Source organism: Blastococcus sp. HT6-4, from assembly GCF_039679125.1.
Taxonomy (GTDB): Bacteria; Actinomycetota; Actinomycetes; order Mycobacteriales; family Geodermatophilaceae; genus Blastococcus; species Blastococcus montanus.
Map to the genome: position 1 here is coordinate 2,638,263 of NZ_CP155551.1, position 20,969 is coordinate 2,659,231.

Genomic DNA, 20,969 nt, shown 5'->3' on the forward strand with positions numbered 1-20,969 from the left:
GGTGATTCGGGCGGCATCCCGGCGGGCACGGTGCTGCGGTGACCCAGGGGATGCGGACGACGCCGTCGGCGCCGGTGCCCCCGTTCCCCTACCGGAGCCGCCCACCGCAGGTCCTGCTGGCCGTCGGCGCGGTGCTGCTCGTGAGCGCCGGCGCGACGCTGGCGTCGGCCTACGGTGGGCCGGTCGTCCGGGCCGCGCTGCTGGCGCTGGCCGGAGGGGCCGCGGCCGGCTCGGTGCGGGCCGGGCGGGCGGGGTTGCGCAGCTCCGCCGAGACGTTCGCCGCCAGTGCCGCCGGTCTCGCCCTGGCCGCCGGCGACGTCGGCGCCGCCCTCACCACCGGGTCGGCGCTGGCGCTGGGCGGCGGTTTCCTCCTGCTGGGCCGGGTCTCCCCCGCGACGGCCGCCTGGCCGCTGGCGGCCTGGGTCGCGGTACAGGTGGCGGCGCTGCGCTCGCTCGACGCCGTCCCCGAGGTCGTGCGCGCCGAGCTCGTGCTGGGCGTCGCCCTCGCCGGGCTGGGTGTCGCGCTGGTCGCCCGGCCCGTCGTCGCCCGGGCGGCCGCGGTCACGACGGCGCCGTGGTGGGCGGCCGGGGTGCTCGCCGGGACCCGCCAGGCGTGGACCGCGGACGCCGGCGGGCGCTGGCTGGCCGCCGGGCTGGTGACCGCGGTGGCGGGCGGGCTGCTGCTGGCGCGGCTCCGGGAGCCCCTCGACGTGCTGCTCGGCCCGCCCCGCCTGGTCCCCGCGGTGTCGGGTGCCGTCACCGGGGCCGCCCTGGCCGGGGCCTCGGCGGCCGGGGGCCCGGTGGCCGTGGCGGTCGCGGGCTTCGTCGGCGTCCTGCTCGCGACCGTGGCCCCGGGTGAGCTCCGTGGGCGGCACCGGGGGCTGCTGCTCCCGGCGGCGCAGACCGGTGGGGTGCTGCTGGCCGCGCTCTCGATCGCCCGGCTGGTGGTGGGCGCGCACTGGTCGGCGCTGGCGCTGCTGCTCCTGCTGACCGCGGCGCCGACCGGGTGGGTGGCGGCGGCGCGTCCCGGCGACCGTCCGGTGGCTGCGCCCACCGCGGTCGGCTGCCTGGCCGGGGCGGCGCTCCTCGGGCTGCCCGCCGGCTGGGCGTCGCCCGCCGTCGTCGCGGCGGCGCTCACCGCGCTCTACCTGCTCTCGCTGGCCGCCGCGGCGCCGCTCGCCCGGGACGCGCGGCGGGCGACGGTGATCGCGGCGGCGGCCTGCGCCGTCGTCGCCGTCCTGCTGCTCCTCGCCGGGGACGACGGCTGGCTCGCGCTGGGGCACCTGACGGTCCAGGGCATCGCGACGCTCGGCTGGGCGTGGTGGACCGGCCGCCCGGAGGGACCGGACGCCGGCGACGACGCCCCGGCCGCGTGGCGGGCCGGGGCCGCGCAGCTCGTGCTCGCCGCCTGGGTGGCCGCCGCGCTCACCGGCACCGGCGTCGTGGAGGCCTACACGCTGCCGGCGGCCGCGGGGCTCCTGCTGGCCGCGGGACGGCGGCTGGTCCGCGACGCGTCCTGGCCGGCCTGGGGACCGGGGCTGCTGACGGCTGCGGTGCCGTCGACCACCCTCGCCGTCCTGGCGTCGGACCCGGTGCGGCCGGTGCTCGTGCTGGCCCTGGCCGCCGCGGCCATGGTCGCAGGCGCCCGGGCGGGGCTCCGCGCGCCGCTCGTGGTCGGGGCGGGAACCGCGCTGGCGCTGGCCCTGGGGCTCGCGGTCCGGGCACTCCCCTGGCCGGTTGCCGCCGCCTTGGCCGTGGGCGCCGTGCTGCTGGTCGTCGGCACGCGGCGCGAGCGCACGCCGGTCGCCGGGTTCGCCGCCCGCCTCGCCGAGCTCAGGTGAGTGCGAGCCGGCCAGAAGACGACGATGTCCCTGAGCCGGCCGTTCCGGCATCCGGAACGGCCGCCTCAGGGACAACGGGCGCTGAAGGAGCTGCGTTACACCCGGAAGCCGAGGGCGCGCAGCTGCTCGCGGCCGTCGTCGGTGATCTTGTCCGGACCCCACGGCGGCATCCAGACCCAGTTGATCCGGATGTCGTCGACCAGCCCGGGGCCGGGGCCGCCGGTGAGCGCCTGGCGGGCCTGGTCCTCGATGACGTCGGTCAGCGGGCAGGCCGCCGAGGTCAGGGTCATGTCGATGATCGCGACGCTGGTGTCACCGTTGCTGTCGTCGACGTCCATGCCGTAGACGAGGCCCAGGTCGACGACGTTGACCCCCAGCTCGGGGTCGACGACGTCGCGCATGGCCTCCTCGAGGTCCTCGATCAGCGCCGACTTGTAGGCCGGCAGGTCGCCCGGCGCGCCGTCGGTCGCGGGCGTCGCGTTCTCGGTGGTCTCGCTCATGGGTTGCTGCCTCCGGTCTGGTGGGCGGACAGGGCCCGGGCGGACGCGTCCTTGAGGGCCATCCAGCTCATCAGCGCGCACTTGATCCGCGCCGGGTACTTGGACACCCCGGCGAACGCGACGGCGTCCTCCAGCTCGTCCTCGAGCTTCTCGGCCACCGCGGGGTCGCCCTTGGCCTGCATCAGGGTCATGAAGTGCTCGCCGGCCTCCAGCGCCTCGGTCACGCGCTTGCCGACCACGAGGTCGTACATCGCCGAGACCGACGCCTGGCTGATCGAGCAGCCCATGCCCTCGTAGGACACGTCCGACAGGACGGAGTCACCGGTGGCGTCGTCATGGATCTTCACGCGCAGGGTCACCTCGTCACCGCAGGTCGGGTTGACGTGGTGCACCTCGGCGTCGAACGGGTCGCGCAGACCGCGTCCGTGCGGGTTCTTGTAGTGGTCCAGGATGATCTCCTGGTACATCGACTCCAGCTGCATCAGCGCATCGACCTCACACCGTTCCGAAGAACTTCTGGGCCGCGCGAATTCCGTCGGCCAGCGCGTCGATGTCGTCGTACCCGGTGTGCACGTAGAACGTCGCCCGGGTGGTGGCCGGGACGCCGTAGCGGCGCACCACGGGCCACGCGCAGTGGTGTCCCACGCGCACGGCGATGCCGAGGTCGTCGAGCACCTGGCCGACGTCGTGCGGGTGGATGCCCTCGACGGTGAAGGAGACGGCTCCCCCGCGGGCGACGGTGTCGGGCGGGCCGATCACGGTCACCCCGGGGATCTCGGCGAGCTTCTCCAGCGCGTACCCGGTGAGCGCCTTCTCGTGCGCCTCGACCCTCTCCATGCCGAGCGCCTGCAGGTACTCGACGGCGGCGGCCAGGCCGATGACCTGCGCGGTCATCGGGACGCCGGCCTCGAAGCGCTGCGGCGGGGCGGCGAAGGTGCTGGCCTCCATCCGCACGACCTCGATCATCGAGCCACCGGTGAGGAACGGCGGCAGCCTGTCGAGGACGTCGTAGCGCCCCCACAGCACGCCGACCCCGGTGGGCCCGAGCATCTTGTGCCCGGAGAACACCAGGAAGTCAGCGCCGAGCTCGGTGACGCCGACCGGCTGGTGCGGCACCGACTGCGCGCCGTCGACCAGCACCAGGGCGCCGACCGCGTGCGCGCGGTCGACGATCTCCCCGAGCGGGTTGATCGTGCCGAGGATGTTCGACTGCTGGGTCACCGCGACCAGCTTGGTCCGCTCGTTGACCACGGTGTCCAGGTCGGAGAGGTCCAGCCGGCCGTCGTCGGTGAGCCCGAGCCAGCGCAGGGTCGCCCCGGTGCGCTCGCACAGCTGCTGCCACGGGACCAGGTCGGCGTGGTGCTCCATCTCGGTGACCACGATCTCGTCACCCTGGCCGACGGCGTAGGTCCGGAACTCCGGCTCCTTGGCCGTGACGGCGTTGGACATCGCGTACGCCACGAGGTTGATCGCCTCGGTGGTGTTGCGGGTGAAGACGATCTCGTTCTCCGGAGCCCCGATGAACGCACCGATCGTCGCCCGCGCCTGCTCGTAGGCGCCGGTGGCCTCCTCGGCGAGCTGGTGGGCCCCCCGGTGCGGCGCGGCGTTGACGTTCTCGTAGAACCAGCGCTCGGCGTCCAGCACCGAGCGCGGCTTCTGCGAGGTGGCCCCCGAGTCGAGGTAGACCAGCCGCTTCCCGTCGCGCACGGTCCGCGTCAGGATCGGGAAGTCCGCCCGGATCGCCTCGACGTCCAGGGGCAGGGGCACCTGCTGCGCCCCGGCTCCGGGACGCGAGGCGGTCTGGGTCATGACTGGGCAACCTCCGCGGACGCCTTGACGTAGGACGCGTAGCCCTCGTTCTCGAGCTTCGCCGCCAGCTCCGGACCGCCCTCGTCGACGACCTTGCCGGCCACGAAGACGTGCACGAAGTCGGGCTTGATGTACTTCAGGATCCGCGTGTAGTGCGTGATCAGCAGGACGCCGACATCGCTGTCCTCGCGGCTGCGGTTCACGCCCTCGGACACCACGCGCAGCGCGTCGACGTCCAGGCCGGAGTCGGTCTCGTCGAGGATCGCGATGGCCGGCTTGAGCAGCCGCATCTGCAGGATCTCGTGGCGCTTCTTCTCACCGCCGGAGAAGCCCTCGTTCACGTTGCGCTCGGCGAACGCCGGGTCCATCTCGAGGCCGGTCATCTCGGTCTTGACGTCCTTGACCCAGGTGCGCAGCTTCGGGGCCTCGCCCTTGATGGCGGTGGCGGCGGTGCGCAGGAAGTTCGACACCGAGACGCCGGGCACCTCGACCGGGTACTGCATGGCGAGGAACAGGCCGGCGCGGGCCCGCTCGTCGACGCTCATCGCGAGGACGTCCTCGCCGTCGAGCGTGACCGTCCCCCCGGTGATCGTGTACTTGGGGTGGCCGGCGATCGAGTAGGCCAGGGTCGACTTGCCCGACCCGTTGGGGCCCATGATCGCGTGGGTCTCGCCGGCGCGGACGGTCAGGTCGACGCCACGGAGGATCTCCTTGGCGTCGTCACCCTCGCCCACGCTGACGTGCAGGTCGCGGATCTCCAGAACGGACACTTCTCTTCTCGCTCCTCAGTTGCCGGCCGCGCGGGGAAGGGCGTCGTCGGACACGGCGCTTGCTTCCGTGTCGACGAGCACGTCCTCCCCTTCCACGCGTACGGGGTAGACGTCGACCGGCTCGGTGGCCGGCAGGTTGGTGGGTTCGCCCGTGCGCAGGTCGAAGCACGAGCCGTGCAGGAAGCACTCGATGGTGGGGGCGCCCGCGAAGATCTCGACGTCGCCGTCGGTCAGCGGCACGTCGGCGTGCGAGCACCGGTCCTCGAGGGCGTAGACCTGACCCTCGAACCGGACGACCGCGACGTCGACGTCGGCCAGCTCCACCCGCAAGGACCCGTTCTCGGGGACCTCGGAGAGCGCGCAGACCCGCTCGAACGCCATGGTCAGGCCACCTCGACCGGCTGCTCGTCCAGGCCGGGCAGCGCGCCCAGGCGGGCGTCGATGGTGGCCATCAGCCGGTCCTGCAGCTCGTTCACGCCGATGTGCTGGACGACGTCGGCGAAGAAGCCGCGCACCACCAGACGGCGGGCGGTCTCGGCGTCGATGCCCCGCGAGCACAGGTAGAACAGCTGCTCGTCGTCGAACCGGCCGGTGGCGCTGGCGTGGCCGGCGCCGACGATCTCGCCGGTCTCGATCTCCAGGTTCGGCACCGAGTCGGCGCGGGCGCCGTCGGTGAGCACGAGGTTCCGGTTGAGCTCGTAGGTCTCGGTGCCCGTCGCCGCGGGACGGATGCGGACGTCGCCGATCCAGACCGTGCGCGCACCCTCGCCCTGCAGCGCGCCCTTGTAGAGCACGTTGCTGGTGCAGTTGGGCACCGCGTGGTCGACCCACAGGCGGTGCTCCTGGTGCTGTGTCTCGTCGGAGAAGTAGACGCCGAAGAGCTCCGCGCTGCCGCCGGGGCCGGCGTACTGCACGTTGCTGACCAGGCGGACGAGGTCGCCGCCGAGGGTGACCACGATCTGCTTGAACGTGGCGTCCCGGCCGACGACGGCGTCGTACTGGCCGCCGTGGACGGCGCCGGGCGCCCAGTCCTGCACGGACACGAGGGTGACCTGCGCGCCGTCGCCGACGAGCACGGTGACGCCACCGGCGTAGCGGGCCAGGCCGGTGTGGTCCAGGACGACGGTCGCCTTCGCGAACGCGCCGACCTCGACGACCAGCTGACCCCAGACGACGTCGTCCGAGCCGGTGCCGGCCAGGCCGAGGGTCACCGGGCGGTCGAGCTGGGCCTCCTGCGCCACGCGGACGACGGCGGCGCCGCCGCTGCGCTGCCGCGCCAGGGCGGCCAGCCGGTCGACCGGGTCGGGCAGGCCCTTGAGCAGCGGGTCGCCGGCCTCGACGCTGGTCAGCTCGACGCCCTCGGGCAGGTCGGGAGTCCAGGTCAGGTGGGCGTCGGACGGGGCGCCGTCCAGCAGGGGACGGATCCGCTTCATCGGCGTGAAGCGCCACGTCTCCTCGCGCCCCGTGGGCACGCCGAAGGCGTCCGGGTCGGTGGAGGTGAACCGCTCGGCAGGCGAGCCGGTCGGGGTCGGGCCACCGTGCGAGTGCGCACCCGGGGCGGCCTCACCCGCGGCGCCCGTGTCGGACGCCGGGGTGGTGGGCGGGCCCGCCTGCGCGCCCACGCCCGGAGCGAAGAGCTCCGAGGCGAGGGTCGCCGGCTGGGTGGTGAGGTCGGTCGTGCCGGTGTTCTGGTCGGTCATCAGCCGACGGCACCTTCCATCTGCAGTTCGATGAGCCGGTTCAGCTCGAGGGCGTACTCCATGGGCAGCTCGCGGGCGATCGGCTCCACGAAGCCGCGCACCACCATCGCCATGGCCTCGTCCTCGGAGAGGCCGCGGCTCATGAGGTAGAAGAGCTGGTCCTCGCTGACCCGCGAGACGGTCGCCTCATGCCCCATCGAGACGTCGTCCTCGCGGACGTCGACGTAGGGGTAGGTGTCCGACCGGCTGATCGTGTCGACCAGCAGCGCGTCGCACTTGACCGTCGACTTCGAGCCGTACGCGCCCTCGTCGACCTGGACCAGGCCGCGGTAGGAGGTGCGGCCACCACCGCGCGCCACCGACTTCGACACGATGGTCGAGGAGGTGTGCGGCGCGGCGTGCACCATCTTGGCGCCGGCGTCCTGGTGCTGGCCCTCGCCGGCGAAGGCGATCGAGAGCACCTCGCCCTTGGCGTGCTCGCCGGTCATCCAGACCGCCGGGTACTTCATGGTCACCTTGGAGCCGAGGTTGCCGTCGACCCACTCCATGGTCGCGCCCTCGTGGGCCACGGCCCGCTTGGTGACCAGGTTGTAGACGTTGTTCGACCAGTTCTGGATGGTCGTGTACCGGCAGCGCGCGTTCTTCTTGACGATGATCTCGACGACCGCGGAGTGCAGCGAGTCGCTCTTGTAGATCGGCGCGGTGCAGCCCTCGACGTAGTGCACGTAGGCGCCCTCGTCGACGATGATCAGCGTCCGCTCGAACTGGCCCATGTTCTCGGTGTTGATCCGGAAGTAGGCCTGCAGCGGGATCTCGACGTGCACGCCCTTCGGCACGTAGATGAACGAGCCGCCGGACCAGACCGCGGTGTTCAGCGCGGCGAACTTGTTGTCGCCGGAGGGGATCACCGAGCCGAAGTACTCCTGGAAGATCTCCGGGTGCTCCTTGAGCGCCGAGTCGGTGTCCAGGAAGAGCACGCCCTGGTCCTCCAGCTCCTTCTGGATCTGGTGGTAGACGACCTCGGACTCGTACTGCGCGGCGACACCGGAGACCAGGCGCTGCTTCTCGGCCTCGGGGATACCGAGCCGGTCGTAGGTGTTCTTGATGTCGTCGGGCAGGTCCTCCCACGAGGTCGCCTGGGCCTCGGTGGAGCGCACGAAGTACTTGATGTTCTGGAAGTCGATGCCGGAGAGGTCCGACCCCCAGTCGGGCATCGGCTTGCGGCCGAACAGCTTGAGGGCCTTGAGGCGGCGCTCGAGCATCCACTCGGGCTCGCTCTTGCGGGCCGAGATGTCGCGGACGACGTCCTCATCGACCCCGCGGCGGGCCGAGGCGCCGGCGACGTCGGCGTCCGCCCAGCCGTACTCGTACCGGCCGAGCTGGTCGATCTGCTCGTCCTGCGTCAGGGGCGTGCTCACCGGCTGCTGCGTGCTCGTCATGCGGGCGTCCTCTCCCGGTCGTTCGTGGGGGTGGTGGTGCTGGACGGTGCGGTGCGCTCCCGGGCGGGCCGGGACGCTCCTCGCTCACCGGGTACAGGGCGTGCGGGGGCCGATCTGTTCCCCGCACGGGTGTGGTCCCGGCCGCTGGGCCGGGTCCCGGGCACCAGCGGCCCCGGGATGTGGGTGGTGCAGATCCCGTCGCCGTGGGCGATGGTGGCCAGCCGCTGCACGTGGGTTCCCACGAGGCGGCCGATCACCGCGGTCTCGGCCTCGCACAGCTGGGGGAACTCCGCCGCGACGTGCGCCACCGGGCAGTGGTGCTGACAGAGCTGCCCCCCGCCGGAGATCGCCGAGGCGTTGGCAGCGTAGCCCTCGGCGGTGAGCGCGGCCGCGAGCACCTGGGCCCGGTCGACCGGCTCCCCCGTACTGGCGTGGACGGCCGACTCGACGGCGTCGGAGCACCGCTGCTCGAGGCCGGCCAGCTGCTGCTCGGCCACCGCGCGGACCGCGTCCGGCCCACCGGCGCCGGCGACGTACCGCAGGGCGGTCAGCGCCAGGTCGTCGTAGGCGTGCGGGAACGCCGAGCGACCGGCGTCGGTGAGGTGGAACCGGCGGGCGGGCCGGCCGCGGCCGCGGTGCGCGTCGCGCCCCAGCCGCTCCTCCACCCGGCCGCCGGCCAGCAGCGCGTCCAGGTGCCGGCGCACGGCGGCCGCGGAGATGCCGAGGCGGCCGGCCAGCTCCGTCGCGGTCTGCGGCCCGTGCTCCAGGAGCAGGGAGGTCACGCGGTCGCGGGTACGCCCGTCGTCGGCAGGCGCCGACGGCCGGAGGCGTGCCGCGATGGATTCCACAACACGAGTGTGTCCTATTTCGAGGGGGCCGCAAGCAAGGTCGACCTAAGAACGGGTCTCCCGGCCGCCTCCCGTGAGCAGGGTCACCACGGGCCGGTGACGCTCCTCACCGACGGGCCGGGGCGCCCGTGACCAACGCGGCCGTCGTCCCCTGCCCGGCGCGGAGGAGCGCCTAGCATCGACCCGTGCCGGTCCTGCCCACCGCCTTCTCCCCCGCCACCGTCTCGCGCCTGGCCTTCGCCAACGTGGTCGCGAACGGGCTCATCGTGGTCACCGGCGGCGCCGTCCGCCTGACCGGCTCGGGCCTCGGCTGCCCGACGTTCCCCACGTGCACCGAGGACAGCCTGATCACGACGCCGGAGATGGGCGTCCGCGGCGTCATCGAGTTCGGCAACCGCACGCTCACCTTCCTGCTCGCCGCCATCGCGCTCGCGGTGCTGGTGGCGGTGTGGCGCTCCCCCCGGCGCGACCTGCGCCCGCTCGCGGTGCTCGGCTTCCTGGGCATCCCCGCCCAGGCGGGCCTCGGGGGCATCACCGTGCTCACCGGGCTGAACCCGTGGACGGTCGCCGCGCACTTCCTCATCTCGATGGCCCTGGTCGCGATCGCGACGGTGCTGTGGCTGCGCTCCCGCGAGCCGGGCGTGGGGCAGCCGCTGATCCGCCGTCCCCTGGTCCTCCTGGTGCGGGGCATCGCGGTGGTCACCGCCCTCGTCCTGCTGCTGGGCACGCTGGTGACCGGCAGCGGGCCGCACAGCGGCGACGTCGACGCGAACGACGTCCCGACCGGTGACCGCATGGGCTTCGACCTCGAGCTGATCAGCCAGCTCCACGCCGACGCGGTGTTCCTGCTGCTCGGCCTCACCATCGCCCTGCTGGTGGCCCTGTACGCCACCGACGCCCCCGGCCGTGTCCGCCGGGCCGCCCGCGACCTGCTCGTCGTGCAGCTCGCGCAGGGCGTCATCGGCTACGTGCAGTACTTCACCGGGCTGCCCATCGTCCTGGTGCTCCTGCACATGCTGGGCGCGGTGCTGATCGTCGCCTACACCGCACGTCTGGTGTGGGCGGTGCGTGGGCCGGCCTCCGACCTCCCGCTCAGCAGCTCGCCGCAGCCGGCGGCCGCCGCACGCTGACCCGGGGCCGTGGCGTGTGCGCCCAGGCCGGATCCGGACCGGGAGAACCCGGCGTCAGTGCACACCACCGAGCAGCAGGCGTCGCCGGGCGGCATGCACCGACCGGATCTCCCGGCGGCACTCCTCGGGCTCGCCGGTCAGCCGGCGGTAGCTGAAGCGGAGCGTCTGCCAGCCGACGGTGGCCAGCAACGCGTCCCGGCGGATGTCCCGCTCCCGCTGCTCCCGCGACCCGTGCCAGGCGGCGCCGTCCATCTCGACGGCGAGCAGGACGTCGTCGTAGGCGGCGTCCAGCCGGTGGACCCGGCCGCCGACGGTGACCCTCCGCTGCTGGGTGAACCGGGGCATCCCCGGCGCGCGGAGCACCTGGAGGCATCCCCAGATCTCGAGCTCGCTCTGGCAGCCGTCCGCGAGGAGCCCGACCAGGTCGACGAGCGCCGCGCGCCCGGGCAGGCACGGCCGCCGCTCGATCTCGCCGGCCAGCTGCCGCGGGAGGCACAGCCGTCGACGCACGGCGGTGATCGCGGCGGCCCGGAGATCCGACCGGTGCGCTCCGTGCGGCCGCCCCCAGGTGTCCACGACCGCGCGTTCGGCGCAGGTCACCGGCAGGCCGTCCACCCGGCGGAGCGGGTCGGTGACGTCGCGGCTGCGGTGCAGCACGACACCGGCCGGCCCCCTGCCGCTGCGTGCCAGGTCGACGGTGAGGTGCACCGGGCCCCCTGGTGGGAGGAGACCCCAGAGGGCGAGCGCCGTGTGGTGGCTGAGGACCCCCTCGCACGCCCGTACCGCGGCACGGACACGGACCCGCCAGTCGTCGGCGACGGCGGGGAGCGCGTACACCCCCGGCTGGATGCGGCGCACGCTTCCGGCGGCCACCCACGCCGTGAGCGTGCTGCGATCGATCCGGTCGGTGAGTTCCGCCCACGTCGCCCAGCCGTGGGGGCCGAACAGGGCCGGGAGGTCGTACGCCATGCCGCGACCTTGCCGAGCAGGTCATCCGCGGGGGGACGCTCTCCTGCATCTGTGGACGGCTGCGCCCAGTGTGTGCAGCCGGGCCGGCTTCTGGGTGCGTTCCCCCGGCGCGGGCGCACACGCTCGGCCCCGGATCAGACGATGGCGTCGACGACGATCGCGACCATCAGCAGCGCCAGATACGAGATCGAGACGTGGAACAGCTGCATGGGCCTGGTGTCCCCGCCGCCCGCGATCCGGCGGAGCAGGCGGTGCGACTCCACGATGAACCAGCCACCCAGGAGCGCCGCGGCGATCGTGTAGCCCGGGCCGATGCCGTAGTCCTCGGCGACCGGCCACAGCGACAGCGAGACGGCCACGGTCACCCAGGCCCAGGCCACCGTCTGCCGGCCGACGGACAGGGCGGAGGTGACGACCGGCAGCATCGGGACGTCGGCCCGCGCGTAGTCGTCCTTGAACCGCAGCGCCAGCGCCCAGAAGTGCGGCATCTGCCAGCAGAAGACGACGCCGAAGACCACGACGGCCGGCCAGTCGAGCGAGCCGGTGACCGCGGCCCAGCCGATCAGCACCGGCGCCGCCCCGGGGACGCCGCCCCACTCGGTGCTCCGGCGGGTGTGCCGCTTGAACACCATCGTGTAGAGGACGGCGTAGTAGAAGATCGCCGCCGCGGCCAGGGCGGCGGCCAGCGGCGTCGTGGTGAGCGCCAGCAGGACGATCGACGTCACCGTCAGGACCACGCCGAAGACCAGCGCCGCCCGCGGGGATACCTGCCCGGTCACCAGCGGCCGCTTCTGGGTGCGCTCCATCAGGCGGTCGATGTCACGGTCGAAGTAGCAGTTGAAGACGTTGGCCGCGCCCGCCGCGAGGGTCCCGCCGAGCAGGGTCCACAGCAGCAGCGGGAGCGAGGGCCACCCGCGGGCGGCGAGCATCATCGCCGGCACCGTCGTGACGAGCAGCAGCTCGATGATGCGGGGCTTGGTCAGGCCGACGTAGGCCCCGATCCGGGAACGCAGGCGGGTGGAGAGGCGAGCAGACGACGCAGCGGGGCGCTCGGAGAGCGCCGTCACCGGGTGCCCTCGTGCGCGGTCGCGCGCGGGCAGCAGGGCACCACGGGATCCCTTCGAACCGGGGAGCGGAACGCACCCACTGTAGCCCCGGCCGGATCCGAGCCAGGCGCGCGGCACCGGGCCGGATGACTAGGCTTGATCACGTTGATGCCGCCGGTCCAGCGGGTAGGGGCGACGCCGACGACGCAGTGGCGTCCCCCGGCCCCGCCGACGGTCGCGTCGCCGGCGCGCCCGGCGGGCGGCCGCCCACCCGGCACGACGTCAGGCCTACCGCGAGGGAGAACCGACCAGATGGACACGCGAAGCACCGAGGCGGAAGCGCCGGCCGAGGCCGCGACCGACGCGCCGACCGGCAACCCGTCGCAGCCGCGGCCGACCCTCCCCGAGGACTTCGGGGACCTGGACCGCCGGGCCGTCGACACCGCCCGGGTGCTGGCCATGGATGCCGTCCAGAAGGTCGGCAACGGCCACCCGGGCACGGCCATGAGCATGGCCCCCACCGCGTACCTGCTGTTCCACAAGTGGCTGCGGCACGACCCGACCGAGCCGAACTGGGTCGCCCGCGACCGCTTCGTCCTCTCGATGGGCCACTCGAGCCTCACGCTCTACGTGCAGCTGTTCCTCTCCGGCTACGGCCTGGAGCTCGACGACCTCAAGGCGCTGCGCACCTGGGGCTCGAAGACCCCGGGCCACCCCGAGGTCAACCACACCCCGGGCGTCGAGACGACGACCGGCCCGCTGGGCCAGGGTGTCGGCAACGCGGTCGGCATGGCGATGGCCGCGCGCCGGGAGCGCGGGATGCTCGACCCGGACGCCCCCGAGGGCGAGAGCCTCTTCGACCACCACATCTGGTGCTTCGCCTCCGACGGCGACATGGAGGAGGGCGTCAGCGGCGAGGCGTCGTCGCTGGCCGGCACGCAGCGGCTCGGCAACCTGACGCTGGTCTACGACGACAACAAGATCTCCATCGAGGACGACACGACCGTCGCCTTCACCGAGGACGTCGGCAAGCGCTACGAGGCCTACGGCTGGCACGTGCAGCACGTCGACGACGGCGAGGACCTCGCCGCCGTCGACGCCGCCTTCGCCGCGGCCAAGGCCGAGACCGGTCGCCCCTCCCTCATCGTGCTGCGGACGGTCATCGCCTGGCCCGCCCCCACCAAGCAGAACACCGGCGCCTCGCACGGCTCGGCGCTCGGCGAGGACGAGGTGCGCGCGACCAAGGAGATCCTCGGCTTCGACCCCGAGCGCACCTTCCAGGTCGACGACGACGTGCTCGCCCACGCCCGCTCGGTCGTGGACAAGGGCCGCGCCGACCGCGCGACGTGGGAGGAGCGGTTCGCCGCCTGGGAGCAGGCGAACCCGGAGGGCGCGGCGCTGCTGGCGCGGATGCGCGAGCGCCGGCTGCCCGAGGGCTGGGCCGACGAGCTGCCGTCCTTCCCCGCCGACGACAAGGGCGTGGCCACGCGGAAGGCCTCCGGGAAGGTCCTCGCCGCGCTGTACCCGCGGCTGCCCGAGCTGTGGGGCGGCTCGGCCGACCTCGCGGAGAGCAACAACACCGCGGTCGAGGGCGAACCGTCGTTCCTGCCGGCCGACCGGCAGACGAAGATGTGGTCCGGTGGCCCCTACGGGCGGACCATCCACTTCGGCGTCCGCGAGCACGCCATGGGCGCGGTCATGAACGGGATCGCCCTGCACGGCGGCACCCGCGTGTACGGCGGCACGTTCCTCACCTTCTCCGACTACATGCGGGGTGCGGTCCGGCTGGCCGCGCTCATGCAGCTGCCGGTCACCTACGTCTGGACCCACGACTCGATCGGCCTCGGCGAGGACGGCCCCACCCACCAGCCGATCGAGCACTTCGCCGCGCTCCGCGCGATCCCCGGCCTCGACGTCGTGCGTCCCGCCGACGCCAACGAGGTCACCGCCGCCTGGCGGACGATCCTGGAGAACAACGACCGCCCGGCCGGCCTGCTGCTGTCCCGGCAGAACCTGCCGGTGTTCGACCGCGAGCAGTTCGGCGCGGCCGACGGCGTGGCCCGCGGCGCCTACGTGCTGGCCGAGGCGTCGACCGGCAGCCCCGACGTGATCCTGCTCGGCACCGGTTCCGAGGTGCAGATCGCCATGGCCGCCCGCGACCGCCTGGAGGCCGACGGCGTCCCCACCCGGGTCGTCTCCGTGCCGTGCGTCGAGTGGTTCGCGGACCAGGACCAGGCCTACAAGGACGAGGTGCTGCCCCCCACGGTCCGTGCCCGGGTGAGCGTCGAGGCGGGCGTGCCGATGGGCTGGCGGGAGTTCGTCGGCGACGCCGGCCGGATCGTCGGGCTCACCCACTACGGCGCCAGCGCCGCGTACACCGTCCTCTACGAGGAGTTCGGCCTCACTGACGAGGCCGTGGTCGCCGCCGCCCGGGAGAGCATCGAGGCGGCCCGCTCGGGCGCCGCCGTCCCGGCCGGTCCCGTCGCCGCCACCGGCGGGCTCCCCCAGGCCACCGGCGACCGGTGATAGAGGACCCCGCTGTCCCACCCACGGAAGGCATTGACATGGCACAGAACGAGAACCTGGCCGAGCTGTCGTCAGCGGGGGTCGCCGTCTGGCTCGACGACCTCTCGCGTGACCGCATCCGCAGCGGCAACCTCCAGTCGCTGGTCGACGAGCACTCCGTCGTCGGCGTGACCACGAACCCGACCATCTTCGCCGCGGCGATCAGCGGGTCGGACTCCTACGACGACCAGCTGCACGCCCTCGCCGTCCGCAAGGTGAGCGTCGAGGAGGCGCTGCGGACCATCACCGCCGCCGACGTCCGGGACGCCTGCGACCTGCTGCGCCCGGTCGCCGACCGGCAGCCGGGCGACGGCCGGGTGTCCCTCGAGGTGGCCCCCGGCCTGGCCCACGACACCGACGCCACGGCCGCCGAGGCCGGGCACCTGTGGTGGCTGGTCGACCGGCCCAACCTGTACATCAAGATCCCGGCGACGGAGGCGGGCCTGCCCGCGATCACCGAGACGATCGCCAACGGCATCAGCGTCAACGTCACCCTGATCTTCAGCCTCGAGCGCTACCGCGCGGTCATGGAGGCGTACCTCGCCGGCCTCGAGAAGCGGGTCGCCGCGGGCGGCTCGCTGGAGGGCATCGCGTCGGTGGCGTCCTTCTTCGTGTCCCGGGTGGACAGCGAGATCGACAAGCGGCTCGACGCGGCCGGCGCCGACGTCTCGCTGAAGGGCAAGGCCGGCATCGCCAACGCGCAGCTCGCCTACCAGGCGTACGAGGAGGTCTTCTCGTCCGACCGCTGGCAGGCACTGGAGGCGAAGGGCGCGGCGCGGCAGCGGCCGCTGTGGGCCTCGACCGGGGTGAAGAACCCCGACTACTCCGACACGATGTACATCAGCGAGCTCATCGCGCCGGGCACGGTCAACACCATGCCGGAGAAGACGATGATGGCCTACGCCGACCACGGCCGGCCGGGCACGCCGGTGCAGAAGGCCTACGACGACGCCGCCGCCGTGATGCAGTCGGTGCGCGACGCCGGGGTCGACCTCGACGACGTCTTCCGGGCCCTCGAGGAGGAGGGTGTGCAGAAGTTCGTCGACTCCTGGGACGAGCTGACCGCGTCGGTGCGGAGCGAGCTCGAGGACAAGAAGTGACCGAGCTCCCGGGTTCGGCGGACCCGGCAGGGGCCGGCGAGGAGGGCACGTGAGCCTCTCGGTCAGCACCCGGGGGGTGGAGCTCCCCGAACCGGTGCTGGCCCAGCTGCGGCAGGACGACGTCGCTGCGCGGCTGATCCGCAAGGACGCCACCCTGTGGGGCCCGGACGCCGAGAGCGACGCCGCGGTCCGGCTGGGCTGGCTGGACCTGCCGGCGACCTCCCGCTCCCTGGTGGTCCAGCTGGCCGAGCTGCGCGCCGAGCTCGCCGCCGAGGGGCTGGACCGGGTCGTCCTCTGCGGGATGGGCGGGTCGTCGCTGGCCCCCGAGGTGATCTGCCGGACCGCGGGGGTGCCGCTGGTCGTGCTGGACTCCACCGACCCCGGCCAGATCGCCGCCGCGCTGACCGATCTCGAGCGCACCGTCGTGGTGGTCAGCTCGAAGTCCGGCGGCACGGTGGAGACCGAGAGCCAGCGCCGGGTGTTCGTCGCCTCGTTCGCCGAGGCGGGGCTGGACGAGAAGGAGATCGGCAGGCGGTTCGTCGTCGTCACCGACCCCGGGTCGCCGCTGGCCGAGATCGCCGCCGCCATGGGCGCGCGGGCGATCTTCCTCGCCGATCCCACGGTGGGCGGCCGCTACAGCGCCCTCTCGGCGTTCGGACTGGTTCCCTCGGCGCTGGCCGGCGCGGACGTCGCCGCGCTCGTCGACGAGGCGGAGGCGCTGGCCGAGGGGCTGGCCGATCCCGGCAACGCCGCCATGGCGCTCGGGGTGGCCCTGGGCTGCGCCTTCCGCACCGGACGCGACAAGGTCGCCCTCGCCGACACGGCCGACACCCCGATCCAGGGGTTCGGCGACTGGGCCGAGCAGCTGATCGCGGAGTCCACCGGCAAGGAAGGCCGCGGCATCCTGCCGGTCGTCGTCGGGTCGCCGGCGACGCCCGGCGCGGCCGCGGCCGACGTCCTGCTGGCCGTCGTGGGTGCGCAGGCGCCCGAGCAGGCCCCCTCGGTCGGGGTGACGGGGCCGCTGGGAGCGCAGTTCCTGGCCTGGGAGTACGCCGTCGCCGTGGCCGGGCGGATCCTCGGGATCAACCCGTTCGACCAGCCGAACGTGACCGAGAGCAAGGAGAACACCAGGACGATCCTGTCCGCCGGGTTCACCGACGAGCCGCCGGTGGCGACGGTGGGTGCCGTGGAGATCCGTGGCACCGCGGCCGTGCTCACCGACGTCGACGTCTCCCTGCACGACGGGCTGTCGCTGGTCCTCGACGCGCTGCTGGCCTCCGTCCCGCCCCGCGGGTACCTCGCCGTCATGGCATACCTCGACCGGATCCGGGACGCCGCGGCCGCGGACGTGCGCGAGGCGCTGGCCCGGCGCACCGAGCACCCGGTGACGTTCGGCTGGGGCCCGCGCTACCTGCACTCCACCGGGCAGTACCACAAGGGCGGCCCCCAGGTGGGCGCCTTCCTGCAGCTCACCGGGGTGGTCACCGATGATCTCCTCGTCCCGGACCAGCCCTACTCGTTCGGCACCCTGCAGGCGGCGCAGGCGGCCGGCGACCGGAAGGCCCTCGCCGACCGCGCCCGCCCGCTGCTGCACCTGCACCTGACCGACCGGCGGGCCGGCATCCGTCAGCTCCTCGAGGCCCTCTGCTGACCTCCCCGACGCAGGAGCCCCCGATCCGCGCCCGATCCACCCCGCCGTCCGGTCCGCCACCGGGCCGGACGGCGGGTCACCCCGACCACGAGGACGGACGATGATTCCCAACCCGCTGCGCGATCCGCGGGACCGGCGGCTGCCCCGGGTGCCCGAGCCGTGCACCCTGGTGGTCTTCGGCATCACCGGCGACCTGGCGCGCAAGAAGCTCCTCCCTGCCGTCTACGACCTCGCCAACCGCGGCCTGCTGCCGACGAACTTCGCGCTGCTGGGCTTCGCCCGCCGCGACTGGGGAGACACGGAGTTCGCCGAGCTGGCCCGGGACGCGGCCCGCCAGAACGCCCGCACGCCCTGGCGCGAGGAGGTCTGGGAGCAGCTGGCGTCGACCGTCCGCTTCGTCCAGGGCTCCTTCGACGACGACAACGCCTTCGACGAGCTGGCCGCCAACCTGGCGGAGCTCGAGGGCAGCCACGGCATCGGCGGCAACGCGGCGTTCTACCTGTCGATCCCGCCCTCGATGTTCCCCGTCGTCCTGAAGCAGATGCAGCGCACCGGCATGGCCGAGAACACCGAGGGCCGGTGGCGGCGGGTCGTGGTGGAGAAGCCGTTCGGCAACGACCTCGGGTCCAGCCGCGAGCTCAACGAGCTGGTGGACTCGGTGTTCAGCGCCGAGGACGTCTTCCGCATCGACCACTACCTGGGCAAGGAGACCGTCCAGAACCTGATGGCGCTGCGGTTCGCGAACTCGCTGTTCGAGCCGATCTGGAACGGCCACCACGTCGACTCGGTGCAGATCACCATGGCCGAGGACGTCGGGATCGGCGGGCGGGCGGGCTTCTACGAGAAGACGGGTGCGGCGCGCGACGTGCTGCAGAACCACCTGCTGCAGCTGCTGGCGCTCACGGCCATGGAGGAGCCGGTCGAGTTCTCCGCCGAGGAGATCCGCACCGAGAAGCTGAAGGTGCTGCGGGCCATCTCGCTGCCCGAGGACCTGGAGACCGCCGCGGTGCGCGGTCAGTACCAGCAGGGCTGGCTGGCCGGGCAGCGGGCGAAGGGGTACCGGCAGGAGGAGGGCGTCGACCCCGGGTCGACCACCGAGACCTACGCCGCGGTCCGGCTCGGGGTCGAGACCCGTCGGTGGGCGGGTGTCCCGTTCTACCTGCGCACCGGCAAGCGGCTGCCCCGCCGGGTCACCGAGATCGCGCTGGTGTTCAAGCGCGCCCCGCACCTGCCCTTCGCCGACACGGACACCGAGGAGCTGGGCAACAACCAGCTGGTGGTCCGCGTGCAGCCCGACGAGGGGGTCACCCTCAAGTTCGGGTCGAAGGTGCCGGGCAGCGTCATGGAGGTCCGCGACGTCTCGATGGACTTCCTGTACGGCGAGCAGTTCACCGAGTCCAGCCCCGAGGCGTACGAACGGCTGCTGCTCGACGTCCTCCTCGGCGACGCCACCCTCTTCCCCCGCAACGCCGAGGTGGAGGCCTCCTGGGCGGTCATCGACCCGCTCGAGGAGTTCTGGCAGGGCACCGAGCCGTATCCCTACCGCGCCGGCGAGTGGGGGCCGCGGGCCGCCGACGAGATGCTGGCCGCCGAGGGCCGCCGGTGGCGGCGCCCGTGAGCACCCCGCCGCCCCTGCCCCGTCGATCCGAGGAGACACCGTGACGACACTGTGGGACACCACCGGATCGGCGGTGGTGAAGGAACTGGCCGCCCAGCGGCGCACCGGGGGCGCGGTCCTCTCCGGCGTCGCCCTCACCCTCGTCGTCGTCGCCGACGAGGGCCGGGTGAACGAGGCGGAGGAGGCGGCGACGCACGCCGCGGAGATGCACCCGTGCCGGGTGCTCGTCGTGGTGCGCCGGCAGATCGACGCCCCTGCCCCCCGGCTCGATGCCGAGGTCGTCATCGGCGGCCGCCTGGGCCCCGGCGAGGCGGTGGTGCTGCGCATGTACGGCCGCCTCGCGCTGCACGCCGAGTCGGTCGTGCTGCCGCTGCTGGCCGCCGACGCGCCCGTCGTCACCTGGTGGCACGCACAGCCGCCGGAGCGGCTGGCCACCGACGCGCTGGCCGTCTTCGCCGACCGCCGGATCACCGACAGCTCCCTGGCCGACGACCCGCCGGCCGCCCTGCACGTGCGGGCCGAGGACTACGCGCCCGGTGACACCGACCTCGCGTGGACCCGCAGCACCGCCTGGCGGACGATCCTCGCCTCGACGCTGGACTCGGTGTCCGGCCGCCGCGGCGAGCCCGTGCGGGTCCGTGGTGGCCGGATCGAGGGAGATCCGCAGAACGCCACCACCCGCCTGCTCGCCGGCTGGCTGACCTCCCGCTGCGGCTGCCCGGTGGACCTCGCGGAGGGCTCGCGCGCCCCCGGGCCCAGCGGCGTGGAGGCGGTCACCCTGCAGCTGGACCAGGACGAGGAGGTGCAGGTCCGGGCCGATCGCCGGGGCGGCGCGGTCATCTCCCAGCCGTACCGGCCGGACTCCACCGTCGCCCTGCCCGAGCGCGTCCTCGGTGACCTGCTCAGCGAGGAGCTGCGCCGGCTGGACGACGACGAGCCCTACAGCGAGGCGCTGGAGGCCACGACCGGGCTCCGTGGGCTCTCCGACCGCCCCGGCGTCCGCGAGCACGTGTGGTTCGACCCGGCCAACCCGGACGGCACCGGTCGCACGGCCACAGCCCGGCCGACCGCCCCCACCGTCCCGGGTGATTCCGAGGACGCCGACGAGGTCGCCCTCGCCGGCTCCCCCGACGACGCCGGCCGGCCCGCCGGTCAGGACGGAGCGACCTCGTGAGCCTCTCCCCCGGCGACCGCGTGTCCGCCGAGCTCACCGGATCCGGGCGCCCCGCTGCGGACGTCGTCATCGAACCCGACGCCGAGCGACTCGCCCGCGCGGTGGCCGAGGCGGTGGTCGCGCGGCTCGCCGCCGCCCAGGCGGTGCACGGAAGCGCGTCGCTGGTGGTCACCGGGGGCGGGATGGGGATCGCCGTCCTCGAACGGATCGCCGGGCTCGCCGCGGAGCCGGTCCGGGAGACGGTCGACTGGACGGCGGTCGACATCTGGTGGGGCGACGAGCGGTTCGTCCCGGCGGACGACGACGAGCGCAACGAGAAGCAGGCCCGCGCCGCGCTGCTCGACGTCGTCGGCGTGCCGGCCGAGCGGGTGCACGCCATGCCGCCCTCCGACGGGCCGTTCGCGGAGCCCGAGGACGCCGCGGCCTGGTACGCCGGGCAGCTCGCCGACGCGGCACCCGAGGGACGGATGCTGCCCCGCTTCGACGTGCTGCTCCTGGGCATGGGCCCGGAGGGTCACGTGGCCTCGATCTTCCCCGCGTCGCCGGCCGTGCGGGACGACCGCCCCGTGGTGGCGGTGCGCGACTGCCCCAAGCCGCCGCCCACGCGGGTGAGCCTGGGGCTCCCGGCCATCAACAACGCCGAGGAGGTGTGGCTGCTGGTCGCCGGCGGGGGCAAGGCGCCGGCCGTCGCGCAGTCGCTCGGTGGCGCCGATCCCGCGGATCTCCCGGCGGCCGGCGTGCACGGCCGCCGCGCCACCCGATGGCTGCTCGACGCCGAGGCGGCCGCCGAACTCCCCAGCGGCGGCTAG

Annotated in this window: 18 protein-coding genes; 8 read left to right on the forward strand and 10 right to left on the reverse strand. The window is 73.7% G+C overall.

Annotated elements, in window-relative coordinates; translation table 11 throughout:
* Positions 1 to 38 precede the first annotated feature (38 nt).
* On the forward strand, positions 39 to 1,841 hold the full coding sequence (locus tag ABDB74_RS12655; protein WP_346618937.1) for an SCO7613 C-terminal domain-containing membrane protein: 1,803 nt from the start codon (positions 39 to 41) through the stop codon (positions 1,839 to 1,841).
* A gap of 95 nt (positions 1,842 to 1,936) precedes the next feature.
* On the opposite strand, the gene ABDB74_RS12660 is transcribed toward ABDB74_RS12655, so the two are convergent.
* Genes ABDB74_RS12660 through ABDB74_RS12695 form a run of 8 tightly spaced genes read right to left on the reverse strand, consistent with a single transcriptional unit; the run spans position 1,937 to position 8,841 of the window.
* Complete coding sequence (locus ABDB74_RS12660) at positions 1,937 to 2,341, reverse strand: metal-sulfur cluster assembly factor (RefSeq protein ID WP_346618938.1); 405 nt, start codon at positions 2,339 to 2,341, stop codon at positions 1,937 to 1,939.
* Complete coding sequence (gene sufU / locus ABDB74_RS12665; RefSeq protein ID WP_346618940.1) at positions 2,338 to 2,823, reverse strand: Fe-S cluster assembly sulfur transfer protein SufU; 486 nt, start codon at positions 2,821 to 2,823, stop codon at positions 2,338 to 2,340. The genes ABDB74_RS12660 and sufU overlap by 4 nt, the downstream gene beginning before the upstream one ends.
* 13 nt (positions 2,824 to 2,836) lie before the next feature.
* Positions 2,837 to 4,150 (reverse strand): cysteine desulfurase, encoded by a 1,314-nt coding sequence (locus tag ABDB74_RS12670; RefSeq protein WP_346618941.1) that lies wholly within the window; start codon positions 4,148 to 4,150, stop codon positions 2,837 to 2,839.
* Complete coding sequence (sufC, locus tag ABDB74_RS12675) at positions 4,147 to 4,920, reverse strand: Fe-S cluster assembly ATPase SufC (RefSeq protein WP_346618943.1); 774 nt, start codon at positions 4,918 to 4,920, stop codon at positions 4,147 to 4,149. The genes ABDB74_RS12670 and sufC overlap by 4 nt, the downstream gene beginning before the upstream one ends.
* 15 nt (positions 4,921 to 4,935) lie before the next feature.
* Positions 4,936 to 5,301, reverse strand: coding sequence for a non-heme iron oxygenase ferredoxin subunit (locus ABDB74_RS12680; RefSeq protein ID WP_346618944.1), 366 nt, complete (start codon positions 5,299 to 5,301; stop codon positions 4,936 to 4,938).
* A gap of 2 nt (positions 5,302 to 5,303) precedes the next feature.
* Positions 5,304 to 6,620: a Fe-S cluster assembly protein SufD gene (sufD, locus tag ABDB74_RS12685; RefSeq protein WP_346618946.1), complete on the reverse strand. Its 1,317-nt coding sequence runs from the start codon at positions 6,618 to 6,620 to the stop codon at positions 5,304 to 5,306.
* A complete protein-coding gene (gene sufB, locus ABDB74_RS12690; protein ID WP_346618947.1) occupies positions 6,620 to 8,059 on the reverse strand; it encodes a Fe-S cluster assembly protein SufB in 1,440 nt (479 codons plus the stop codon). Before sufB ends, sufD begins: the two co-directional genes overlap by 1 nt.
* Positions 8,056 to 8,841 (reverse strand): winged helix-turn-helix transcriptional regulator, encoded by a 786-nt coding sequence (locus ABDB74_RS12695; protein WP_346618948.1) that lies wholly within the window; start codon positions 8,839 to 8,841, stop codon positions 8,056 to 8,058. Before ABDB74_RS12695 ends, sufB begins: the two co-directional genes overlap by 4 nt.
* A 251-nt stretch (positions 8,842 to 9,092) precedes the next feature.
* Here ABDB74_RS12695 and ABDB74_RS12700 point away from each other — a divergent pair, with 251 nt between their 5' ends.
* Positions 9,093 to 10,037 (forward strand): COX15/CtaA family protein, encoded by a 945-nt coding sequence (locus tag ABDB74_RS12700; protein ID WP_346618950.1) that lies wholly within the window; start codon positions 9,093 to 9,095, stop codon positions 10,035 to 10,037.
* 54 nt (positions 10,038 to 10,091) lie between these two features.
* Here the strand turns inward: ABDB74_RS12700 and ABDB74_RS12705 are convergent, their stop codons facing one another.
* Positions 10,092 to 11,006, reverse strand: a complete 915-nt coding sequence (locus ABDB74_RS12705; protein WP_346618952.1) for a DUF559 domain-containing protein — start codon at positions 11,004 to 11,006, stop codon at positions 10,092 to 10,094.
* A gap of 134 nt (positions 11,007 to 11,140) precedes the next feature.
* Positions 11,141 to 12,073, reverse strand: a complete 933-nt coding sequence (locus ABDB74_RS12710; protein ID WP_346618953.1) for a heme o synthase — start codon at positions 12,071 to 12,073, stop codon at positions 11,141 to 11,143.
* A gap of 291 nt (positions 12,074 to 12,364) precedes the next feature.
* Between ABDB74_RS12710 and tkt the strand changes: the two genes are divergently transcribed.
* From tkt to pgl, 6 genes are all read left to right on the forward strand, one after another.
* The gene (gene tkt / locus ABDB74_RS12715; protein ID WP_346618954.1) at positions 12,365 to 14,578 is read left to right on the forward strand and encodes a transketolase; all 2,214 of its coding nucleotides are present in this window, start codon (positions 12,365 to 12,367) and stop codon (positions 14,576 to 14,578) included.
* Between the two features lie 38 nt (positions 14,579 to 14,616).
* On the forward strand, positions 14,617 to 15,717 hold the full coding sequence (gene tal, locus ABDB74_RS12720; protein ID WP_346618956.1) for a transaldolase: 1,101 nt from the start codon (positions 14,617 to 14,619) through the stop codon (positions 15,715 to 15,717).
* Positions 15,718 to 15,766: 49 nt separating this feature from the next.
* Complete coding sequence (locus ABDB74_RS12725) at positions 15,767 to 17,368, forward strand: glucose-6-phosphate isomerase (RefSeq protein WP_346618957.1); 1,602 nt, start codon at positions 15,767 to 15,769, stop codon at positions 17,366 to 17,368.
* 100 nt (positions 17,369 to 17,468) lie between these two features.
* The gene (zwf, locus tag ABDB74_RS12730) at positions 17,469 to 18,986 is read left to right on the forward strand and encodes a glucose-6-phosphate dehydrogenase (protein ID WP_346618958.1); all 1,518 of its coding nucleotides are present in this window, start codon (positions 17,469 to 17,471) and stop codon (positions 18,984 to 18,986) included.
* A 40-nt stretch (positions 18,987 to 19,026) separates the two neighbouring features.
* A complete protein-coding gene (locus tag ABDB74_RS12735) occupies positions 19,027 to 20,160 on the forward strand; it encodes a glucose-6-phosphate dehydrogenase assembly protein OpcA (RefSeq protein WP_346618959.1) in 1,134 nt (377 codons plus the stop codon).
* On the forward strand, positions 20,157 to 20,969 hold the full coding sequence (gene pgl / locus ABDB74_RS12740; protein WP_346618960.1) for a 6-phosphogluconolactonase: 813 nt from the start codon (positions 20,157 to 20,159) through the stop codon (positions 20,967 to 20,969). The genes ABDB74_RS12735 and pgl overlap by 4 nt, the downstream gene beginning before the upstream one ends.

Excerpts from the sequence above, each read along its gene's own strand:
- ABDB74_RS12660 (WP_346618938.1), bottom strand. The coding sequence starts at position 2,341 with ATGAGCGAGACCACCGAGAACGCGACGCCCGCGACCGACGGCGCGCCG.
- sufU (WP_346618940.1), bottom strand. The coding sequence starts at position 2,823 with ATGCAGCTGGAGTCGATGTACCAGGAGATCATCCTGGACCACTACAAG.
- ABDB74_RS12670 (WP_346618941.1), bottom strand. The coding sequence starts at position 4,150 with ATGACCCAGACCGCCTCGCGTCCCGGAGCCGGGGCGCAGCAGGTGCCC.
- ABDB74_RS12680 (WP_346618944.1), bottom strand. The coding sequence starts at position 5,301 with ATGGCGTTCGAGCGGGTCTGCGCGCTCTCCGAGGTCCCCGAGAACGGG.
- sufD (WP_346618946.1), bottom strand. The coding sequence starts at position 6,620 with ATGACCGACCAGAACACCGGCACGACCGACCTCACCACCCAGCCGGCG.
- sufB (WP_346618947.1), bottom strand. The coding sequence starts at position 8,059 with ATGACGAGCACGCAGCAGCCGGTGAGCACGCCCCTGACGCAGGACGAG.
- ABDB74_RS12705 (WP_346618952.1), bottom strand. The coding sequence starts at position 11,006 with ATGGCGTACGACCTCCCGGCCCTGTTCGGCCCCCACGGCTGGGCGACG.
- tkt (WP_346618954.1), top strand. The coding sequence starts at position 12,365 with ATGGACACGCGAAGCACCGAGGCGGAAGCGCCGGCCGAGGCCGCGACC.
- tal (WP_346618956.1), top strand. The coding sequence starts at position 14,617 with ATGGCACAGAACGAGAACCTGGCCGAGCTGTCGTCAGCGGGGGTCGCC.
- zwf (WP_346618958.1), top strand. The coding sequence starts at position 17,469 with ATGATTCCCAACCCGCTGCGCGATCCGCGGGACCGGCGGCTGCCCCGG.